Raw genomic sequence first — 18,747 nt, forward strand, 5'->3', positions numbered from 1 at the left:
CGGTTCGGTTTATACTTGTAAACCTAAAACTTTTCAAAATGGTTTACAAGTCGATTATGACCCAGGACGATCTCGCCTTCGACAAGCAGCATATCTGGCACCCTTACACCTCCACCACCCGCCCCCTTCCCGTCTATCCGGTGGCCTCGGCCCACGGCTGCGAGCTGCACCTCGCCAGCGGCGAACGGCTCGTTGACGGGATGTCCTCCTGGTGGGCGGCGATTCACGGGTACAACCACCCGCGCCTGAATGCGGCGATGAAGGCGCAGATTGACCAGATGTCACACGTGATGTTTGGCGGGATCACCCATCAGCCCGCGGTGGATTTGTGCCGTCGCCTGGTGGCGATGACGCCTGAAGCGCTGGAGTGCGTGTTCCTGGCGGATTCCGGCTCGGTGGCAGTGGAAGTGGCGATGAAAATGGCGCTGCAGTACTGGCACGCGAAGGGCGAAACGCGTCAGCAGTTCCTCATCTTCCGCAACGGCTATCACGGAGATACCTTCGGGGCGATGTCGGTGTGCGATCCGGACAACTCCATGCACAGCCTGTGGAAGGGCTATCTGCCGGAAAACCTGTTTGCCCCGGCACCCCAGAGCCGTTTCGACGGCGAGTGGAACGAGATGGACATGGTCGGCTTCGCGCGGCTGATGGCGGCGCATCGCCATGACATCGCCGCCGTGATCCTTGAGCCGATTGTGCAGGGCGCAGGCGGAATGCGGATGTACCATCCGGAATGGCTGAGGCGTATTCGCAAGATGTGCGACCGCGAGGGCATTCTGCTGATTGCTGATGAAATTGCCACCGGTTTTGGCCGCACCGGCAAGCTATTTGCCTGCGAACATGCGGGCATTGCGCCGGATATTTTGTGTCTGGGTAAAGCGCTGACCGGCGGCACCATGACGCTCTCCGCCACGATCACCACCCGCCAGGTTGCTGACACCGTCAGCGACGGCGAGGCGGGCTGCTTTATGCACGGACCGACGTTTATGGGCAACCCGCTGGCCTGCGCCGTGGCAAGCGAAAGCCTCGCTATTCTGGAGAGCGGCGAATGGCAGACGCAGGTCGCGGCGATTGAGGCGCAGCTGAAAGACGCACTGAGCGCCGCCTCAGGGGCGAATTTCGTGGCGGACGTTCGCGTGCTGGGCGCCATTGGGGTGATTGAAACCACCCACCCGGTGAATATGGCGGCGCTGCAGCGCTTCTTCGTTGAGCAGGGCGTCTGGGTGCGGCCTTTCGGCAAACTTATCTACCTGATGCCGCCGTACAGCATCACGCCCGAGCAGCTGTGTAAATTAACCGACGCGGCCGTTACAGCCGTTAACATTCCCGCACATTTCACGATTTAACCCTATGCATTACACTTGCTGAACGAGTGATTAACGAGGGTAAACCGTATGAAAATCATCAGTAAAGATCTGCGAGACGGTGAAAAACTCCCTGAACGCCACGTTTTCAACGGCATGGGGTATCAGGGAGACAATATCTCCCCGCACCTGGCGTGGGACGATGTTCCGGACGGAACCAAAAGCTTTGTCGTGACCTGCTACGACCCGGATGCGCCTACCGGCTCCGGCTGGTGGCACTGGATTGTGGCGAACCTGCCTGCCGACACGCGCGTCCTGCCGCAGGGTTCCGGTTCCGATCTGGTTGCCCTGCCTGAAGGTGCTATTCAGACGCGCACCGATTTTGGTAAAGCGGGCTATGGCGGCGCGGCGCCGCCAAAAGGGGAAACCCACCGCTATATCTTTACGGTGCACGCGCTGGATGTGGACAAGATTGAGGTCGATGAAGGGGCGAGCGGCGCGATGGTCGGGTTTAACGTGCATTTCCATTCGCTGGGTAGCGCGTCGATTACGGCGATGTATTCGTAATCGTGCGGGCTGATGGCCCCTCACCCTAACCCTCTCCCCACAGGGGAGAGGGTAAAAATCAGAGCACGGAAGGCAACAACCCCACCAGCCGCCCTTCTTCCAGAAGCTGCATCGCCTTATCAATATCCGGCGCAAAGAAGCGGTCATCATCGTAGTGCGAAACATGCTCGCGCAGCGTATGACGCGCCTGCTCCAGCAGCGGGCTGGATTTAAGACCTTCACGCAGATCGATACCCTGACTTGCCGCCAGCCATTCCACCGCCAGCACGCCGCGGGTGTTGGAGGCCATCTCCCACAGTCGACGCCCGGCAGCCGGCGCCATCGAAACGTGATCTTCCTGGTTGGCTGAGGTTGGCAGGCTGTCCACGCTGTGTGGATGCGATAACGCTTTGTTCTCGCTCGCCAGCGCCGCGGCGGTGACCTGGGCGATCATAAAGCCCGAGTTCACGCCGCCGTTGCGCACCAGGAACGGTGGCAGCTGGGACATATGTTTATCCATCATCAGCGCGATGCGACGCTCGGATAACGCCCCAATTTCAGCAATCGCCAGGGCGATATTATCCGCCGCCATTGCCACTGGCTCGGCGTGGAAGTTGCCGCCGGATACCACCTCGTTTTCCTGGGCGAACACCAGCGGGTTATCTGACACCGCGTTGGCCTCCACCAGCAGGACCTCTGCCGCCTGGCGCAGCTGCGTCAGACAGGCGCCCATCACCTGCGGCTGACAGCGCAGGGAATACGGATCCTGCACCTTCTCGCAGTTATGGTGTGAATCCGCGATCTCACTCGTATCGGTAAGCACGTGGCGGTACATGGCGGCGGCATCAATCTGCCCGCGCTGGCCGCGCACCTCGTGAATACGCGCGTCGAACGGGCGACGCGAGCCCAGCACGGCTTCGGTGGTCAGCGCACCGCACACCACGGCTGAGGCAAACAGATCTTCCGCTTCAAACAGACCGCGCAGCGCGAAAGCGGTCGATGCCTGCGTGCCGTTCAGCAGCGCCAGCCCCTCTTTCGCCGCCAGCGTAATTGGCGTTAATCCGGCTTTTTTCAGTGCTTCCTTCGCAGGAAGCCACTCGCCCTGCCAGCGCGCTTTGCCTTCACCCAGCAGCAGCAGCGACATATGCGCCAGCGGCGCGAGGTCACCGGATGCACCTACGGAACCTTTTGCCGGGATCCACGGGTAGACTTCCGCGTTCACCAGCGCCATCAGCGCCTGGATAACGCTCAGGCGAATGCCCGAAAAACCGCGCGCCAGGCTGTTGATTTTGAGCACCATCATCAGACGGACAATCTCATCATCCAGCGGCTGACCGACGCCCGCCGCGTGCGACAGCACCAGCGAACGCTGTAAGTTCTCCAGATCGTGCGTGGCGATGCGGGTCTGCGCCAGCAGGCCAAATCCGGTGTTGATCCCGTAGGCGGTGCGCCCTTCGGCAACAATCGCTTCTACGCAGGCAACGCTGTCGTTTATCGCGGCATGGGCGCCTTCATCAAGCGAAAGCGTGACCGGTTGGCGCCAGACGTTACGCAGCTGTTTCAGCGTCAGCGAGCCGGGAGTGAGAGTTAAGGCGTTCATTCATGATTTCCTTGTGTGGCAGGGATCATAGGCAGGTTCAACCCCTGCTCTTTGGCACAGTCAATGGCAATCTCGTAACCCGCATCCGCGTGACGCATCACGCCGGTGGCCGGGTCGTTGTGCAGCACGCGAGCGATACGCGCGGCCGCTTCATCGGTTCCGTCGCAGACGATGACCATCCCGGAGTGCTGGGAGAAACCCATCCCCACGCCGCCGCCGTGGTGCAGCGACACCCAGGTCGCGCCGCTGGCAGTATTCAACAGGGCGTTCAGCAGCGGCCAGTCGGAGACCGCATCCGAGCCGTCGCGCATGGCTTCGGTTTCACGGTTCGGGCTGGCGACGGAGCCGGAGTCCAGGTGGTCGCGGCCAATGACGATCGGCGCGGAGACTTCACCGCTGCGCACCATTTCGTTGAAGGCCAGGCCTAGCTTTTGACGCCACTCCAGCCCTACCCAGCAGATACGCGCCGGCAGGCCCTGGAAGTTAATACGCTCGCGAGCCATGTCCAGCCAGTGGTGAAGATGTTCGTCATCGGCGACAATCTCTTTCACTTTGGCGTCAGTTTTGTAGATGTCCTGAGGATCGCCGGACAGGGCAACCCAGCGGAACGGACCGATGCCACGGCAGAACAGTGGGCGAATATAGGCAGGAACGAATCCCGGGAAGTCGAAGGCGTTGTTCACGCCCATCTCTTTCGCCATCTGGCGAATGTTGTTGCCGTAGTCAAAGGTCGGAATGCCCATCTGGCTGAAGGCCAGCATCGCGGAGACGTGTTCTGCCATAGCGCGTTTTGCGGCAAGCACCGTGCCTTCCGGATCGGTTTCCGCTTTTTGCTGATATTCTTCCCACGTCCAGCCTTTTGGCAGGTAACCGTGCAGCGGATCGTGGGCACTGGTCTGGTCGGTGACGAGATCCGGGCGCACGCCGCGGGCAACGAGTTCAGGAACGATATCAGCCGCGTTGCCGCACAGGGCAATCGACACCGCTTTACCTTCGGATGTGTATTTTTTGATACGCGCCAGCGCGTCATCGAGATTATCGGCCTGTTCATCGACGTAACGGGTACGCAGACGGAAATCAATGCGGCTCTGCTGACACTCAATGTTTAGCGAGCAGGCACCGGCAAGCGTGGCGGCCAGCGGCTGCGCGCCGCCCATGCCGCCCAGACCGGCGGTGAGCACCCAGCGGCCTTTCAGCGAGCCGTTATAGTGCTGGCGACCGGCTTCCACGAAGGTTTCGTAGGTGCCCTGCACAATCCCCTGGCTGCCGATGTAGATCCAACTCCCGGCGGTCATCTGGCCATACATCGCCAGCCCTTTCGCGTCCAGCTCGTTGAAGTGTTCCCAGGTGGCCCAGTGCGGCACAAGGTTAGAGTTGGCGATCAGCACGCGCGGCGCGTTCTTGTGGGTTTTGAATACGCCAACCGGTTTGCCGGACTGCACCAGCAGGGTTTCGTCATTTTCGAGGTGGGTCAGGGATTTTACAATTGCGTCATAGCATTCCCAGTTGCGTGCGGCGCGGCCTATGCCGCCGTAGACCACCAGCTCGTGGGGGTTTTCCGCCACCTCAGGATCAAGGTTGTTCATCAACATGCGCAGCGGTGCTTCGGTGAGCCAGCTTTTGGCGGTGAGTGTGGTGCCGCGCGCGGCGCGGACATCCTGCTGGCGGTATTTACCTGACGACATTGTGTGCTCCTCATACGGGACAGTGATACATTTAGATATACTTGTATAGACAAGCACACACAAGATCAGATTTAACAAAAAAGATACAATTTTGCTATATTGCGTTAGCGATCACGCTTATAAAACTTATGACATGAAATGGCCCTGCAGCCGGTAACGATTTCCCGGGAAAAGCAGCCGGGCATGCGACACAATGTGCGACGAGGACCAGGTTCGACGGCGGATCAGCAGGCACGGATCGTGCTCTTTGATGCGTAACAGCTCGCACTCCTGCGGCGTGGCGCGCACCGCTTCCACAATGTGCTCCCCTTCCGTCAGCGGGGCGACGAGCGAGAGATACGCGTGCGGCGTGGTGTGGGTGTAATCCTGGTTCAGATAGTCCGGGATCCGTTCAGCGTTCACGCAGCGATCTTCAATCTGCACCGGAATGTCGTTCTCAAAATGCACCATCACGGAGTGGAAGATACGGCTGCCTTCTTTGACATTCAGCTCTACGGCCTGCTCGGGGCTGGCCTGCGTCTCTTCCAGCACCAGCACTTCGCAGCGGTGCTGATGATTTCGTGCGGCAATTTCGTCCGCGATGCTGCGAATTTCAAACAGCGCCGACTGTCCTTTTGGCTCGGCGACAAAGGTTCCGACGCCCTGCAAACGCACCAGCAGCCCTTCATCGGTCAGCTCACGCAGTGCGCGGTTGATGGTCATTCGGCTAAAGCCAAACTGCGCCACCAGCTCGGCCTCAGACGGAATGCGGTCGTGCGGGCGCCAGACGCCGGCGGCAATTTTTTCGCTGATCGCCTGCTTCACCTTTTCGTAAAAAGGCGCGGGAGGGCTCGACTGCGGCAGGGGCGAGCGTGAAAACATCATGACTCCTTGAATGTTGTTATGCCCACCAGTGAGCAATTTGCCAGGCCAGACGGGCGGCGAGCTTAGCGCCCTGTCCGTCCCGATCGTACTGCGGATTAAACTCTACCAGATCGGCGGCCTGTAGCTTACCGCTGCGACAGATTTGTTCAATAACCGACAGCAGCTCCAGCGCCGGAACCCCTAACGCGGCCGGAGCGGAAACAGCAGGCATTTCGCTGGCGGGCAGGACGTCAAGGTCGATTGTCAGATAGACACGATCGGCCTGCGCCAGCACCTTTTCCAGTACCGATAATGCCTCGCGCCTGAAATGAAGATCTTCCACAAGCGTCACGTTCAGGCGTTCGGCCTCATCCCACAATGCCTGCGTGTTCGCCGCGCGGCTGACCCCCAGACAGGCGTAGTCAAACGCCCGCCCGCGTTCTTCGCAGTAGTGCGCCAGCTGACGAAACGGGGTACCGGACGTTGCCCGGTCGGCCCTGCGCAGGTCAAGATGCGCGTCAAGGTTTATCACCGCCACGCGCTCATCAGGAAACGCATCCAGAACGCCTCGTCCGTGCGCCCAGGCGGTTTCGTGCCCGCCGCCAAACACCAGCGTGCGCATCCCGGACTGCAGGCAGGCCGTCACGGCATCGCTTAACGCCCGTTGTGCCGCTTCCAGCTCGTCGCCTTCAACGTACACCGAGCCCATATCCGCCAGCCGTTCGTGCCCCTGATGGCTTGCCATATTGGCCAGCGCTTTGCGCAGAACATCAGGAGCCAGCGCGGCGCCAGGCCTGCCCTGATTGCGTTTAACCCCTGCATCGCACTCAAATCCTATCAGCGCGATGCCGGATGAAAGCGGCGTGAACTGCCCCTGCTGCTTTATCGTCTGGAAAATGCGCGTTGCATTGCTGGCCTCAGCGCTGTCGTCGCGTCCCTGCCAGACCGTTTCGGCTACCGGCCGCCATAACCTCATGCTGCCTCCCCACGAAAAATACGTTGATACAGCGGATTGCGTCCCGGCTCGTAGACCATCTCAACCGGATGGTGAGCATCCCAGACGATAAAATCAGCGACAAACCCTGCCCGCAGCTGTCCGTGGGTTGCACCACGTCCCAGTGCCTGCGCCGCATGACGCGTGACGCCAGCCCAGGCCTCTTCAGGGGTCAGACCAAACTGGACGCAGGCCATGTTCATCGCCAGGTGGAGGCTGGCAAACGGGCTGGTGCCGGGGTTATAGTCGGTGGCAACGGCCATCGGCACACCGCGTTTTCTGAGCTGTTCAACCGGCGGACGCTGGCGCTCCTGAAGAAAATAGAACGCGCCGGGGAGCAAGACCGCAACCGTACCGCTTTCCGCCATCGCCTGAACGCCTGCGTCGTCGAGATATTCAATATGATCGGCCGAGAGCCCTTTATACCGGCTGACCAGCGCCGCGCCGCCCTGATTCGACAGCTGCTCGACATGCCCTTTCACCGGGATACCGAGCGCGGCGGCGGCCTGGAAGAGGCGCTCGGTTTGCGACGGGGTAAAGCCGACGTTTTCACAAAACACGTCGACCGCTTCAAACAACTCTTTTTGCCACAGCGTGGGCAGGATCTGCTCACAGACCAGCGCGAGGTACGCATCCGGATCCTGTCGGTATTCCGCCGGAACCGCGTGTGCGGCCAGCAACGTTGGGCTGATATCGATCGGATTATTGAGGCTCAGCTGGCGGGCAACCTGCAGCATCTTCTCTTCGGCTTCGGCGTTTAGCCCGTACCCCGATTTGATTTCAACGGTCGTCACACCTTCATTTATCAGTCGCTGAAGCCGCTGTTGCGCCAGTTGAAGCAGAGTTTCGGGTGAGCTGCTGCGCGTCGCCGTCACGGTAGCGTTAATCCCGCCCCCCTGGGCGCTGATGGTTTGATATGAGACGCCGTTCAGACGCTGCTCCCACTCCGCCGCGCGGTCGCCGCCAAACACCAGATGGGTATGGCAGTCAATCAGGCCAGGCGTGACCAGACGTCCCTGAAGATCGACGCTGTGACGGTGTCCGGAAGGAAGGTCAGATTCCGGAATAACGGCCAGAAGGGTTTGGCCGCGCACGACCAGCGCGTGCTGCTCTTTCAGGCCATACGGTGCGGACGCATCGGGAGCCATTGTTGCCAGGCGCGCATTTCGCCATATAACATCATCAGGATGAAGCTGCATGAGGCATTCCACTTGTCATGGGTTGTATAGACATTTATTTGCATCCATCGTCCGCTGTCAACCGCCTTAAGGTAAAATGTTATTTATTTGTGATCACTTACCCGCCGCGCCAGGGCTAAAAATGCAACTTTTACCCTTTTTATCTTCCCGTTTCGCTCAACTTAGTATAAAAAAGCAGGCTATTTCGTCTATCCCGTAAAGACTTGCATACCCAGGAGCTTCACCTTGAACATTTCCAGGATTTCCCGTCTGGCGTTAGCGCTCGCCTTTGGCGTGACCTTATCCGCATGCAGTTCCACACCACCGGATCAGCGTCCTTCTGAGCAGGTTGCGCCCGGTACCGCCTCCCGCCCAATTTTATCCGCGGATGAAGCGAAGAATTTCGACCGCGCACACTACTTCTCGGCGATGGATCCTAACGCGGCGCCGTGGACACCGTCTTCTATTAACCTGCCTAAACAGCCTGACTTCGTCGTTGGCCCGGCTGGCGCGCAGGGCGTAACGCATACGTCTATCCAGGCAGCGGTTGACGCGGCCATTACCAAGCACAGCGCCTCTCGCCAGTACATCGCGATCCTGCCAGGCGAATATGAAGGAACCGTGTATGTACCGGCGGCACCCGGCAGCATCACCCTTTACGGTCTGGGCGAAAAAGCGCTCGACGTAAAAATTGGCCTGGCGATTGACTCCGAAATCGACAGCACGACCTGGCGTCACCTGGTGAACCCGGCCGGTAAATACATGCCGGGCAAACCGGCGTGGTATATGTTTGATAACTGCCAGAGCAAGCGTTCCGCCACCGTTGGCGTGATGTGCTCAGCGGTGTTCTGGTCTCAGAATAATGGCCTGCAGCTGCAGAACCTGACCATCCAGAATACCCTCGGCGACAGCGTGGATGCGGGAAACCATCAAGCCGTGGCGCTGCGTAGCGATGGTGACAAGGTTCAAATTAACAACGTCAACATTCTGGGCCGTCAGAACACCTTCTTCGTAACCAACAGCGGCGTACAGAACACGCTGCAGAACAACCGTCTGACCCGTACGCTGGTGACGAACAGCTACGTTGAAGGTGATGTGGATATGGTATCCGGTCGCGGCGCGGTAGTATTTGATAACACCGAATTCCGCGTGGTGAATTCACGCACTCAGCAGGAAGGTTACGTGTTTGCTCCGGCAACCCAGTCTAACCTGTTCTACGGCTTCCTGGCCGTCAACAGCCACTTCAACGCTGCCGGTGATGGCGTAGCACAGCTGGGCCGCTCGCTGGACGTGGACTCTGCGACCAACGGTCAGGTCGTTATCCGCGACAGCGTGATCAACGAAGGCTTCAACATGGCGAAACCGTGGGCTGATGCCGCAATCTCCAAACGCCCGTTCTCCGGCAATACCGGTGCGGTGGACGATAAAGGGAACGTGCAGCGCAACCTGAACGACGCTAACTTCAACCGCATGTGGGAATACAACAACCGCGGTCTGGGTAGCAACGTGGTTGCTGAGCCGAAGCAGTAAGATGAGAGTAAAAGGGGGAGTTTAATCCCCCTTTTTACTGCGACTGAATGCGTCAGGCACCAAGCTTAAGATACGCATCCAATAGTTGCATAATCGCAACCATGAGTTGCAGGAACAGAATTGCCCATTCCACACCGCTCATACGCCACTCCTTTGGTATAGAGCACTTCTCCTCTGATTTACCTTTCCGCTGCCTGTCATCAGAGGTGTGTTGGTTATGTTTTGATGTGCTCCGCAGTTTAGGCACCGTCGGCACCACCCGACAGCCAGGACTTAAAAAGGATCCTGAATTGCGGAACTGCAACACATCAAACCAACGGACAGAATGATATCAAATCACCACTGTACATAAAAACAGATAAAGCCAGTTTAGGAATTCATAAAGCAAAAACATCTAATTCACTGATTTTTATACAAATAATACTCTCTATTCCTTCCATATTCTCTTTGGTTCGTTGACGAAGAATTTACATCGCCTTAGGCCAATATTATGATGCTCAGGTTGGTTACGTTTTGATGTGCTCACCCGGCTACCACCGGGCATAAAAAAACCTCGCATTCGCGAGGTTTTTTGTTTTAAGCCGCTTAGTGAGCGTTTACCACTACCCACATCGGTCCCTGGCCTACGGCATAGCGCCCTTTCTCTTCCAGCAAACCCTGCTCGCCTTGGATTTCATACAGCGCGATGTGGTGAGACTTCTGCCCCGCCGCAATCAGGTATTTACCGCTGTGATCGATATTAAAGCCGCGCGGCTGGATCTCCGTTAGCTGGAAGCCTTCAATGGCCAGCACGCTGCCATCTTCAGAGACGCTGAAAACGGTAATCAGGCTGGAGGTACGGTCACAGGCGTACAGATGACGGCCGTCCGGCGTGATGTGGATATCCGCCGCCCAGCGGGTGTCGGAGAAGTCAGACGGCATCATATCCAGCGTCTGGACGCACTCAATCTGACCGTTAGGATCTTTTAGCTCCCACACGTCAACCGAGCTGTTCAGCTCGTTCACCACGTAGGCGTATTGCTGGTTCGGGTGGAAGACCATATGACGCGGACCGGCACCTTCAACGGTAGTCACTTCGGCAGGCGTCTGCGCCACCAGGTGACCATCATCGCTCAGGGTAAACAGGCAGATACGATCCTGCTTCAGCGCAGGCACCCACAGCGTACGGTTGTCCGGAGAGATATTCGCCGAGTGACAGCCTTCCAGTCCTTCCACCACGTCGACAGTTTCCACCGGAATGCCGTCGTCAAGACGGGTCACGCTGACGCAACCGGCATTGTAAGAACCGCTAAAAACGAAGCGCCCTTTACGATCGGTAGAGATGTGAGTCGGGCTGCCCGGCAGCGGAGCTTCGGCGGTGTAGGTCAGTGCGCCATCGTCCGGCGAGATGCGGTAGGCCAGCACCCGGAACTCAGGACGCACACCAACATAGAGAAAACGTTTATCCGGGCTGACGACCATTGGCTGTACCTGCCCCGGAACATCAACAACCTGAACCAGCGTGAGCGAACCTTCTGCATTCAAACGCCAGACGTGGATCTGCTGACTTTCAGGACTGGCGGTATAAACGGTTTGTTTCATGAATACTCCTTTCCTCACTGCACGTGAAAGTGATTATTTTTAACGGTGAATGCTGAATTTTAGCCAGGAATTTTGCAGCGATTTACTCTCGGTGTAACATCCCCTGAGACCTAAAATTCAACATTAACCCGGAAGAACAAATGACCTCGCGTGTGATTGCACTGGATTTAGACGGAACACTACTTACCCCTCAGAAAACCCTGCTCCCCTCCTCCCTTGAAGCGCTTAAACGTGCGCAGGAAGTGGGATATCAACTCCTTATCGTAACGGGTCGACATCACGTTGCCATTCACCCTTTTTATCAGGCACTGGCATTAGATACACCTGCAATTTGTTGTAATGGTACTTATTTGTATGATTATCAGGCAAAAAAGGTTTTAGCCTCCGACCCGCTGCCGGTTCCCCAGGCGCTGCAACTGATTGATCTGCTGGATGAGAATGACGTTCACGGCCTGATGTATGTGGATAACGCGATGGTGTATGAGCGCCCAACCGGCCATGTAGTGCGCACCAGCAACTGGGCACTTTCGCTGCCGGAAGCGCAGCGCCCGGTCTTTACCCAGGTTTCCTCCCTGCGCCAGGCGGCTGAAGAGGTTGAAGCCATCTGGAAATTTGCCCTGACGGACGAAGACACCACCAAACTGAATACCTTCGCGAAACACGTCGAGGACACGCTGGGTCTGGAGTGTGAATGGTCCTGGCATGACCAGGTGGATATTGCCCGCAAAGGCAACAGCAAAGGCAAGCGCCTGACCCAGTTTGTCGAATCCCAGGGCGGATCGATGCAGGACGTGATTGCCTTCGGCGATAACTACAACGACATCAGCATGCTGGAAGCAGCAGGAACGGGCGTGGCGATGGGCAATGCGGATGATGCGGTGAAAGCGCGCGCCAACGTGGTGATTGGCGACAACACCACCGACAGCATCGCGCAGTATATTTATACCCACCTGCTGTAATCAGGCGGTGATCGAGACGCTCTTGATTTGCGCGTAAAGCCACAGGCCGGGCTTGATGCCTAACTCATCCCTGGCCCACGGGCTGATGCGCGCCCAGAGCGTCCTGCTGCCGACTTCAAGCTTCACTTCCACCTGCCCGTTATCATCAAAACACTCCGCCACTTTGGCGCGCAGAATATTTCGAATACTGGTTTGCAGCGGCGGCTGCAGCACCAGTGAAACGTCCGACGCCTGAATGCGAATACGCAGCGCGGACTGTAACGGTTTGTCGATCTTATTGACCCACAGATGCTGGTCGCCCAGCGCCAGGGCGGTCATCGCGTAGTGTGGATGATGCTCCAGCACGCTGACTTTCAGGATGCTGCTCTGCTGCTCTTTCGGCAGCCATGGGTGCATCACGCTGCTGCCCCATACCTCTTCCAGATTGCCGAAGGCCTTAACGCTTCCCTCTTCCAGCACCAGCACCTTGTCGGCCAGATGAAGGATCTCATCCAGCGAATGGCTGACGTAGAGCATCGGAATATTAATTTCGCGCGTCAGGCGCTGTAGATAAGGCAGAAGTTCGCGTTTACGCGGAATATCGAGCGAGGCCAGCGGTTCGTCGAGCAGCAGCAGCTCGGGGGCGGTCAGCAACGCGCGACCAATGGCCACGCGCTGTTTCTCACCGCCAGAGAGCGAGGACGGGAGCCTGTCGAGCAGAGGTTCAATGCCTAAAAGCGTCACCAGCTTATCGAACTGCCCGCCCATGCTTTTCGCCATGCCGTAGCGCAGGTTGCCGCGAACGCTGTAGTGCGGGAATAGCCGCGCATCCTGGAAAACGTAGCCGATGCGGCGTTTATCCGGCACGAGGTAAATCTTATTCTCCACGTCATTCAGGACGCGGTCATTGAGGACAATCCGGCCTGACTGCGGGCGCGTCAGGCCGCTGATGGCGTTAATCAGAGATGTTTTTCCTGCCCCTGACACGCCAAAAATGGCGGTGATGCCGCTCGCAGGCAGCGTCTCGTTAAGCGTCAGGGTGTGATTGCCCAGCGTCTGGGTAAAATTCAGTTCCAGCATCGTTATTTCCCCACCCGCTCGCGACTTAGCCGCGCCAGCCATTCAGAGACCAGCAGCGAAACCAGGGCGAGCACGATGGAGATGATGCACAGTCGCGCTGCGGCACCCTCTCCCCCCGGCGTCTGAATCAGGGTATACATGGCCGACGGGATGGTCCGCGTCTCGCCGGGAATATTCGACACGAAAGTAATTGTCGCACCAAACTCACCCAGCGATCGGGCGAAGGCCAGTACCGTACCGACAATGATGCCCGGCAGCGTAAGCGGGAGCGTGATGGTGAAAAAGACGCGCCAGCGCCCGGCGCCCAGCGTGCGGGCCGCCTGTTCGAGCTTCATGTCCACGCCTTCCAGCGCGAGGCGGATTGCCCTCACCATCAGCGGGAATGACATCACCGCCGCCGCCAGTACTGCACCGCGCCAGCTAAAGGCAAACGTCAGCCCAAACCAGTCGTAGAGCTTCTCGCCAATGAAACCGCGTCGCCCCATCGAAATCAGCAGCAGATAACCGACCACAACGGGCGGCAAAACGAGAGGAAGATGAAGCACGCTGTCGAGCAGCGCTTTGCCGGGAAACTGACAGCGAACCAGTAGCCAGGCAAAGAAGATCCCAAAGGGCAAACTCAGCGCAACCGCCAGGGAAGAGACTTTAAGGCTCAGCAGAACAGCCTGCCATTCAGGATCGGTCAATATCATCAGTGAGTCGTAAATCCATAACGTTTAAAGATTGCGGACGCTTCGGGCCCTTTCAGATAATCACTGAAGGCCGTCACGGTCGCATTTTTATGTCCATCAACAATCGCCACAGGATATTCCACTTTCTTGTGGGAGTCTTCCGGGAAGGTGCCAACCACCTTCACGCCCTTGCTGGCAACGGCATCGGAGCCATACACAATCCCCAGCGGGGCTTCATTACGCTCCACCAGCGCCAGGGCGCCGCGCACATCTTCCGCCGGGGCCAGTTTCGGTGACAGGGTCTCCCATGCACCCAGCTTTTGCAGCGCTTCTTTGGCGTAAATCCCGGCAGGGACGTGTTCCGGGTCCCCCACCGCCAGACGCCCACCGTTCAGCAGACGGGTCCAGTTTGTCTCTTTGTTGATGGTGATATCACCCTGCGCACTGGCCTTCGGTGCAACCACAACAAGGCTATTACCCAGCAGCGTTTCGCGGGTTGCCGCATCGATGGCTTTCTTCTCCACCGCGTAATCCATCCACTTCTGGTCAGCAGAGATGAACAGATCCGCCGGTGCGCCCGCTTCTATCTGCCGTGCCAGCGTAGAGGAAGACGCAAAAGAGGAGACCACCTCGACGTTTTTCTCTTTTTTATACGCCGCCGCGATATCCTGCAGCGCGTTGGTCAACGATGCCGCCGCAAAGACCGTAATTTTACCTTCGTCCGCCAGCGCGTGTCCGGTAAGCGAAAGCGTCAGCGTTGCCCCTGCGAAAAGGCGTACCCATGAACGTGGCATTTGTTGCTCCTGTAAGTAGCGTTATATACACATTAATATAACGGTATCTTCAGGGAGATCCCAGCGCTAAATCGTACCGCTCAAGGGGTAAGAAGGTCTGGTACTTAAAGAATATCGGTAAAAATGAGAAATACTTGAGAGCAAAACGCCCGGGGAAGCCGGGCGTTTTGTGGGAAATTAATGCTGTTTTTTCGCCCGGTCTCTGTGACCGATGTTCGAAAAGATGTTGAACACCTCACCCAGGCCGTAGATGGCACCGAGGATGATGGCCATCACTACTGGTACCATGATCACGGCGAATACCAGACTTTTCAACAACTCTAACATGGTTTTCTCCAGATTTTGTGAATGGCTTATTCTACCCCGAAAAGTAAGAAAAACATCCCCTTTTGTGCGGTGCGCTTTGCGCCCTGCACCATTTGGGTCACAATAGACTTTTTGCCAGGACACTGTTATGCAGGCCGAAATCCTTCTTACTCTCCGACTTCAGCAAAAGCTTTTCGCCGACCCAAGACGCATGGCCCTGCTTAAACAAATAGAACAAACCGGCTCAATAAGCCAGGGGGCAAAAAACGCCGGCATTAGCTATAAAAGTGCCTGGGATGCCATCAATGACATGAACACCCTGAGCGAGCATCCGCTGGTGGACAGAGCCACTGGCGGAAAAGGCGGTGGGGGTGCAGTCGTCACGCGATACGGCCAGCGCCTGATTCAGCTGTACGATCTTCTGGCTCAGATCCAGCAAAAAGCGTTTGATGTCCTGAGTGACGACGATAACGTTCCGCTGGACAGTTTGCTGGCCGCCATTTCCCGCTTCTCGTTACAAACCAGCGCCCGTAATCAGTGGTTTGGTACGGTGACAGCGCGCGATAATCTCCAGGTACAGCAGCATATTGAGATCCTGCTTGCCGATGGTGCCACCCGTCTGAAAGCGGCGATAACGGCCCAGAGCGCAGAGCGCCTTGACCTGGATGAAGGTAAAGAGGTGCTGGTGTTGCTGAAAGCGCCGTGGGTGAATATCACGCGCGACCCGGACAAGGCCAGAGCCGCCGATAATCAACTGCGGGGCACCATCAGCCATATCGAACGCGGCAAGGAGCAGTGCGAGGTGCTGATGCCCCTGGCTGACGGGCAAATGCTTTGCGCCACGGTCCCGCTCAGCGAGGCGGACGGTTTAGAAGAAGGTGCTGCCGTCACCGCATATTTCAACGCGGACCGGGTGATTATCGCCACATTGTGCTGAGCGCATTGACAATCGCGCCGACAGTGCGTATCCCTGACAGCTGTTGCTGCAAAAAATGGGATAAATCATGTCATCATTGCATATTTCGCAAGGTACGTTTCGTCTTAGCGATACCCGAACGCTGACGATTGCCGATCTGACAATACGCGCGGGTGAAAGCTGGGCGTTTGTCGGCACTAACGGCAGCGGTAAATCCGCGCTGGCCCGCGCGCTGGCCGGAGAGCTTCCCCTTCTCAAAGGCGAAAGCCGGAGCGATTTCACACGACTGACGCGCCTTTCCTTTGAACAACTGCAAAAGCTGGTCAGTGACGAATGGCAGCGCAACAACACCGATTTACTCAGTCCTGGCGAAGAAGATACCGGCCGTACGACGGCGGAAATTATTCAGGATGAGGTGAAAGATCCCGCTCGCTGTCAGCATCTGGCGGAACAGTTTGGCATTTCCGCGCTTCTGAACCGGCGCTTTAAGTACCTCTCTACCGGTGAGACGCGGAAAACGCTGCTGTGCCAGGCGCTCATGGGCAAGCCAGAGCTGCTGATTCTGGATGAGCCCTTTGACGGGCTGGATGTCCACTCCCGCGCCCAGCTGGCTGCCCTGCTGGGCTCTCTGAATCAGGAAGGCTATACGATCGTACTGGTGCTGAACCGCTTTGATGAAATTCCTGATTTCGTGCAGAACGCGGGCGTGCTGGCAGACTGTAGCCTGATCGAAACCGGGGACAAATCCACGCTGCTCAGGCAGGCGCTGATTGCCCAGCTTGCGCACAGCGAAAAAATGGCGGGTATTGCGCTGCCGGATCCTGACGCTCCGGCAGCACGCCACGGTCTCGATCCCCGGCAGCCGCTTATCGTCCTGCGCGATGGCGTCGTCTCCTATGACGAACGACCGATCCTGAATCACCTCAGCTGGACGGTCAATCCTGGCGAACACTGGCAGATTGTCGGCCCCAACGGTGCGGGGAAATCCACGCTGCTGAGCCTGATCACCGGCGATCACCCGCAGGGCTACAGCAACGATCTGACGCTATTTGGCCGCCGTCGCGGCAGCGGTGAAACCATCTGGGATATTAAAAAGCACATTGGCTACGTCAGCAGCAGCCTGCACCTGGATTACCGGGTCAGCACTACGGTACGGAACGTGATCCTTTCCGGGTATTTTGATTCCATCGGCATTTATCAGGCGGTGTCGGACAAACAGCATAAGCTGGCCCAGCAGTGGCTGGATATTCTGGGCATGGACAGCCGGGTCGCTGACGCGCCGTTTCATAGCCTGTCGTGGGGGCAGCAGCGCCTGGCACTGATCGTACGCGCACTGGTAAAACACCCGACGCTGTTAATTCTGGATGAGCCGCTGCAGGGGCTCGATCCGCTTAACCGCCAGCTGATCCGCCGCTTTGTGGACGTGCTGATTGGCGAAGGCGAAACGCAGCTGCTGTTCGTTTCACACCATGCCGAAGATGCCCCCGCCTGTATCACCCATCGCCTTGAGTTTGTCACGCACGGCGAGGGTTATCGCTACCTTCTCAGCAACCTCGATTGACCATGGAGGGCAAAGCCCTCCTTTTTCAGATAACTTGCATCAATACATTGCTATCTCTTTGATCTAGAATGCTCTCAGTCAACGAAAAAGTGAGTGTGAAACTGAGTGTAAACGATTCCACTATTTTATCCCATGTCACACTTTTCGCGTCTCTGTTATGCTATGGTTATTACATACCATAAGCCCAATGGAGCGAATTATGCGAGTTCTGGTAACAGGTGGTAGCGGTTACATCGGAAGTCATACCTGTGTGCAACTGCTGCAAAATGGTCACGATGTGATCATCCTCGACAACCTGTGCAATAGTAAGCGCAGCGTGCTGCCGGTGATTGAACGTCTTGGTGGAAAACAGCCGACTTTCGTGGAAGGCGACATCCGCAATGAAGCGTTGATGACCGAAATCCTTCATGACCATGCCATCGAGGCTGTGATCCACTTCGCGGGTCTTAAGGCTGTGGGCGAGTCAGTGGCAAAACCGCTTGAGTATTACGACAACAATGTCAACGGTACCCTGCGTCTCATCTCCGCAATGCGCGCGGCGAACGTCAAAAACTTTATCTTTAGCTCCTCGGCCACCGTCTATGGCGATCAGCCAAAAATCCCTTACGTGGAAAGCTTCCCGACCGGCACCCCGCAAAGCCCGTACGGAAAAAGCAAGCTGATGGTGGAACAGATCCTGACCGACCTGCAAAAAGCCCAGCCAGAGTGGAGCATCGCGCTGCTGCGCTACTTCAACCCGGTCGGCGCGCATCCGTCAGGAGATATGGGGGAAGATCCGCAGGGCATCCCGAATAACCTGATGCCGTACATCGCCCAGGTGGCGGTGGGCCGTCGTGAGTCGCTGGCCATTTTTGGTAATGACTACCCGACCGAAGACGGTACCGGCGTGCGTGACTATATCCACGTGATGGACCTGGCCGATGGCCACGTGGCCGCCATGCAGCAACTGGCTGACAAGCCGGGCGTGCATATTTACAACCTCGGCGCCGGGGTCGGCAGCAGCGTGCTGGACGTGGTCAACGCCTTCAGCAAAGCCTGCGGCAAGCCGGTGAACTACCACTTCGCACCGCGTCGCGAAGGCGATCTTCCGGCTTACTGGGCCGATGCCTCCAAAGCCGACAAAGAGCTTAACTGGCGTGTCACACGCACGCTTGATGAAATGGCACAGGATACCTGGCACTGGCAGTCTCGCCATCCGCAGGGTTATCCGGACTAAGGAT

General features: G+C 57.5%; 18 protein-coding genes. 7 read left to right on the forward strand and 11 right to left on the reverse strand.

The features are described 5' to 3' along the window. Positions 1–56 precede the first annotated feature (56 nt). Positions 57–1,346: an adenosylmethionine--8-amino-7-oxononanoate transaminase gene (bioA, locus tag ACWKXT_RS05840; protein WP_454531941.1), complete on the forward strand. Its 1,290-nt coding sequence runs from the start codon at positions 57–59 to the stop codon at positions 1,344–1,346. A 48-nt stretch (positions 1,347–1,394) separates the two neighbouring features. After that, positions 1,395–1,871: a kinase inhibitor gene (locus ACWKXT_RS05845; RefSeq protein WP_454528821.1), complete on the forward strand. Its 477-nt coding sequence runs from the start codon at positions 1,395–1,397 to the stop codon at positions 1,869–1,871. 58 nt (positions 1,872–1,929) lie between these two features. Here the strand turns inward: ACWKXT_RS05845 and hutH are convergent, their stop codons facing one another. The 5 genes from hutH to hutI form a co-directional block, all read right to left on the reverse strand. Further along, positions 1,930–3,450, reverse strand: a complete 1,521-nt coding sequence (hutH, locus tag ACWKXT_RS05850; RefSeq protein WP_454528820.1) for a histidine ammonia-lyase — start codon at positions 3,448–3,450, stop codon at positions 1,930–1,932. Beyond that, positions 3,447–5,135 carry a urocanate hydratase gene (gene hutU, locus ACWKXT_RS05855; RefSeq protein WP_454531942.1) on the reverse strand — a complete coding sequence of 563 codons (1,689 nt, stop codon included), beginning with the start codon at positions 5,133–5,135 and terminating at the stop codon, positions 3,447–3,449. Before hutU ends, hutH begins: the two co-directional genes overlap by 4 nt. Positions 5,136–5,261: 126 nt before the next feature. Beyond that, positions 5,262–5,996, reverse strand: a complete 735-nt coding sequence (locus tag ACWKXT_RS05860) for a histidine utilization repressor (protein ID WP_454528866.1) — start codon at positions 5,994–5,996, stop codon at positions 5,262–5,264. Positions 5,997–6,015: 19 nt separating this feature from the next. Continuing rightward, positions 6,016–6,954, reverse strand: coding sequence for a formimidoylglutamase (hutG, locus tag ACWKXT_RS05865; RefSeq protein WP_454531943.1), 939 nt, complete (start codon positions 6,952–6,954; stop codon positions 6,016–6,018). Continuing rightward, positions 6,951–8,171, reverse strand: a complete 1,221-nt coding sequence (gene hutI / locus ACWKXT_RS05870; protein ID WP_454531944.1) for an imidazolonepropionase — start codon at positions 8,169–8,171, stop codon at positions 6,951–6,953. The genes hutG and hutI overlap by 4 nt, the downstream gene beginning before the upstream one ends. Positions 8,172–8,396: 225 nt before the next feature. On the opposite strand from hutI, the gene ACWKXT_RS05875 reads away from it, so the two are divergent. Further along, complete coding sequence (locus ACWKXT_RS05875; protein ID WP_454531945.1) at positions 8,397–9,680, forward strand: putative acyl-CoA thioester hydrolase; 1,284 nt, start codon at positions 8,397–8,399, stop codon at positions 9,678–9,680. A gap of 52 nt (positions 9,681–9,732) precedes the next feature. On the opposite strand, the gene tisB is transcribed toward ACWKXT_RS05875, so the two are convergent. Beyond that, positions 9,733–9,822 (reverse strand): type I toxin-antitoxin system toxin TisB, encoded by a 90-nt coding sequence (gene tisB / locus ACWKXT_RS05880; protein ID WP_420277935.1) that lies wholly within the window; start codon positions 9,820–9,822, stop codon positions 9,733–9,735. A gap of 443 nt (positions 9,823–10,265) precedes the next feature. Beyond that, the gene (gene pgl, locus ACWKXT_RS05885; protein ID WP_454528815.1) at positions 10,266–11,261 is read right to left on the reverse strand and encodes a 6-phosphogluconolactonase; all 996 of its coding nucleotides are present in this window, start codon (positions 11,259–11,261) and stop codon (positions 10,266–10,268) included. A 140-nt stretch (positions 11,262–11,401) separates the two neighbouring features. Between pgl and ACWKXT_RS05890 the strand changes: the two genes are divergently transcribed. Continuing rightward, positions 11,402–12,220 carry a pyridoxal phosphatase gene (locus ACWKXT_RS05890; RefSeq protein WP_454531946.1) on the forward strand — a complete coding sequence of 273 codons (819 nt, stop codon included), beginning with the start codon at positions 11,402–11,404 and terminating at the stop codon, positions 12,218–12,220. On the opposite strand, the gene modC is transcribed toward ACWKXT_RS05890, so the two are convergent. The 4 genes from modC to ACWKXT_RS05910 all read right to left on the reverse strand — a co-directional run bounded on the left by modC (position 12,221) and on the right by ACWKXT_RS05910 (position 15,071). Beyond that, complete coding sequence (gene modC, locus ACWKXT_RS05895) at positions 12,221–13,279, reverse strand: molybdenum ABC transporter ATP-binding protein ModC (RefSeq protein ID WP_454531947.1); 1,059 nt, start codon at positions 13,277–13,279, stop codon at positions 12,221–12,223. Positions 13,280–13,281: 2 nt separating this feature from the next. Further along, entirely contained in the window at positions 13,282–13,971 is a 690-nt protein-coding gene (modB, locus tag ACWKXT_RS05900; RefSeq protein WP_454528812.1) for a molybdate ABC transporter permease subunit, read from the reverse strand. Beyond that, positions 13,971–14,744: a molybdate ABC transporter substrate-binding protein gene (gene modA, locus ACWKXT_RS05905; RefSeq protein ID WP_454531948.1), complete on the reverse strand. Its 774-nt coding sequence runs from the start codon at positions 14,742–14,744 to the stop codon at positions 13,971–13,973. The genes modB and modA overlap by 1 nt, the downstream gene beginning before the upstream one ends. Positions 14,745–14,921: 177 nt before the next feature. Next, positions 14,922–15,071: an AcrZ family multidrug efflux pump-associated protein gene (locus ACWKXT_RS05910; RefSeq protein ID WP_041910751.1), complete on the reverse strand. Its 150-nt coding sequence runs from the start codon at positions 15,069–15,071 to the stop codon at positions 14,922–14,924. A 127-nt stretch (positions 15,072–15,198) separates the two neighbouring features. Here ACWKXT_RS05910 and modE point away from each other — a divergent pair, with 127 nt between their 5' ends. The 3 genes from modE to galE all read left to right on the forward strand — a co-directional run bounded on the left by modE (position 15,199) and on the right by galE (position 18,743). Continuing rightward, the gene (gene modE, locus ACWKXT_RS05915; protein WP_454531949.1) at positions 15,199–15,987 is read left to right on the forward strand and encodes a molybdenum-dependent transcriptional regulator; all 789 of its coding nucleotides are present in this window, start codon (positions 15,199–15,201) and stop codon (positions 15,985–15,987) included. Positions 15,988–16,054: 67 nt separating this feature from the next. After that, positions 16,055–17,527, forward strand: a complete 1,473-nt coding sequence (gene modF / locus ACWKXT_RS05920; protein WP_454531950.1) for a molybdate ABC transporter ATP-binding protein ModF — start codon at positions 16,055–16,057, stop codon at positions 17,525–17,527. Between the two features lie 199 nt (positions 17,528–17,726). After that, the gene (gene galE, locus ACWKXT_RS05925; protein WP_454528808.1) at positions 17,727–18,743 is read left to right on the forward strand and encodes a UDP-glucose 4-epimerase GalE; all 1,017 of its coding nucleotides are present in this window, start codon (positions 17,727–17,729) and stop codon (positions 18,741–18,743) included. The last annotated feature ends 4 nt before the right edge of the window (positions 18,744–18,747 follow it).

Source organism: Enterobacter sp. UPMP701 (assembly GCF_053709515.1).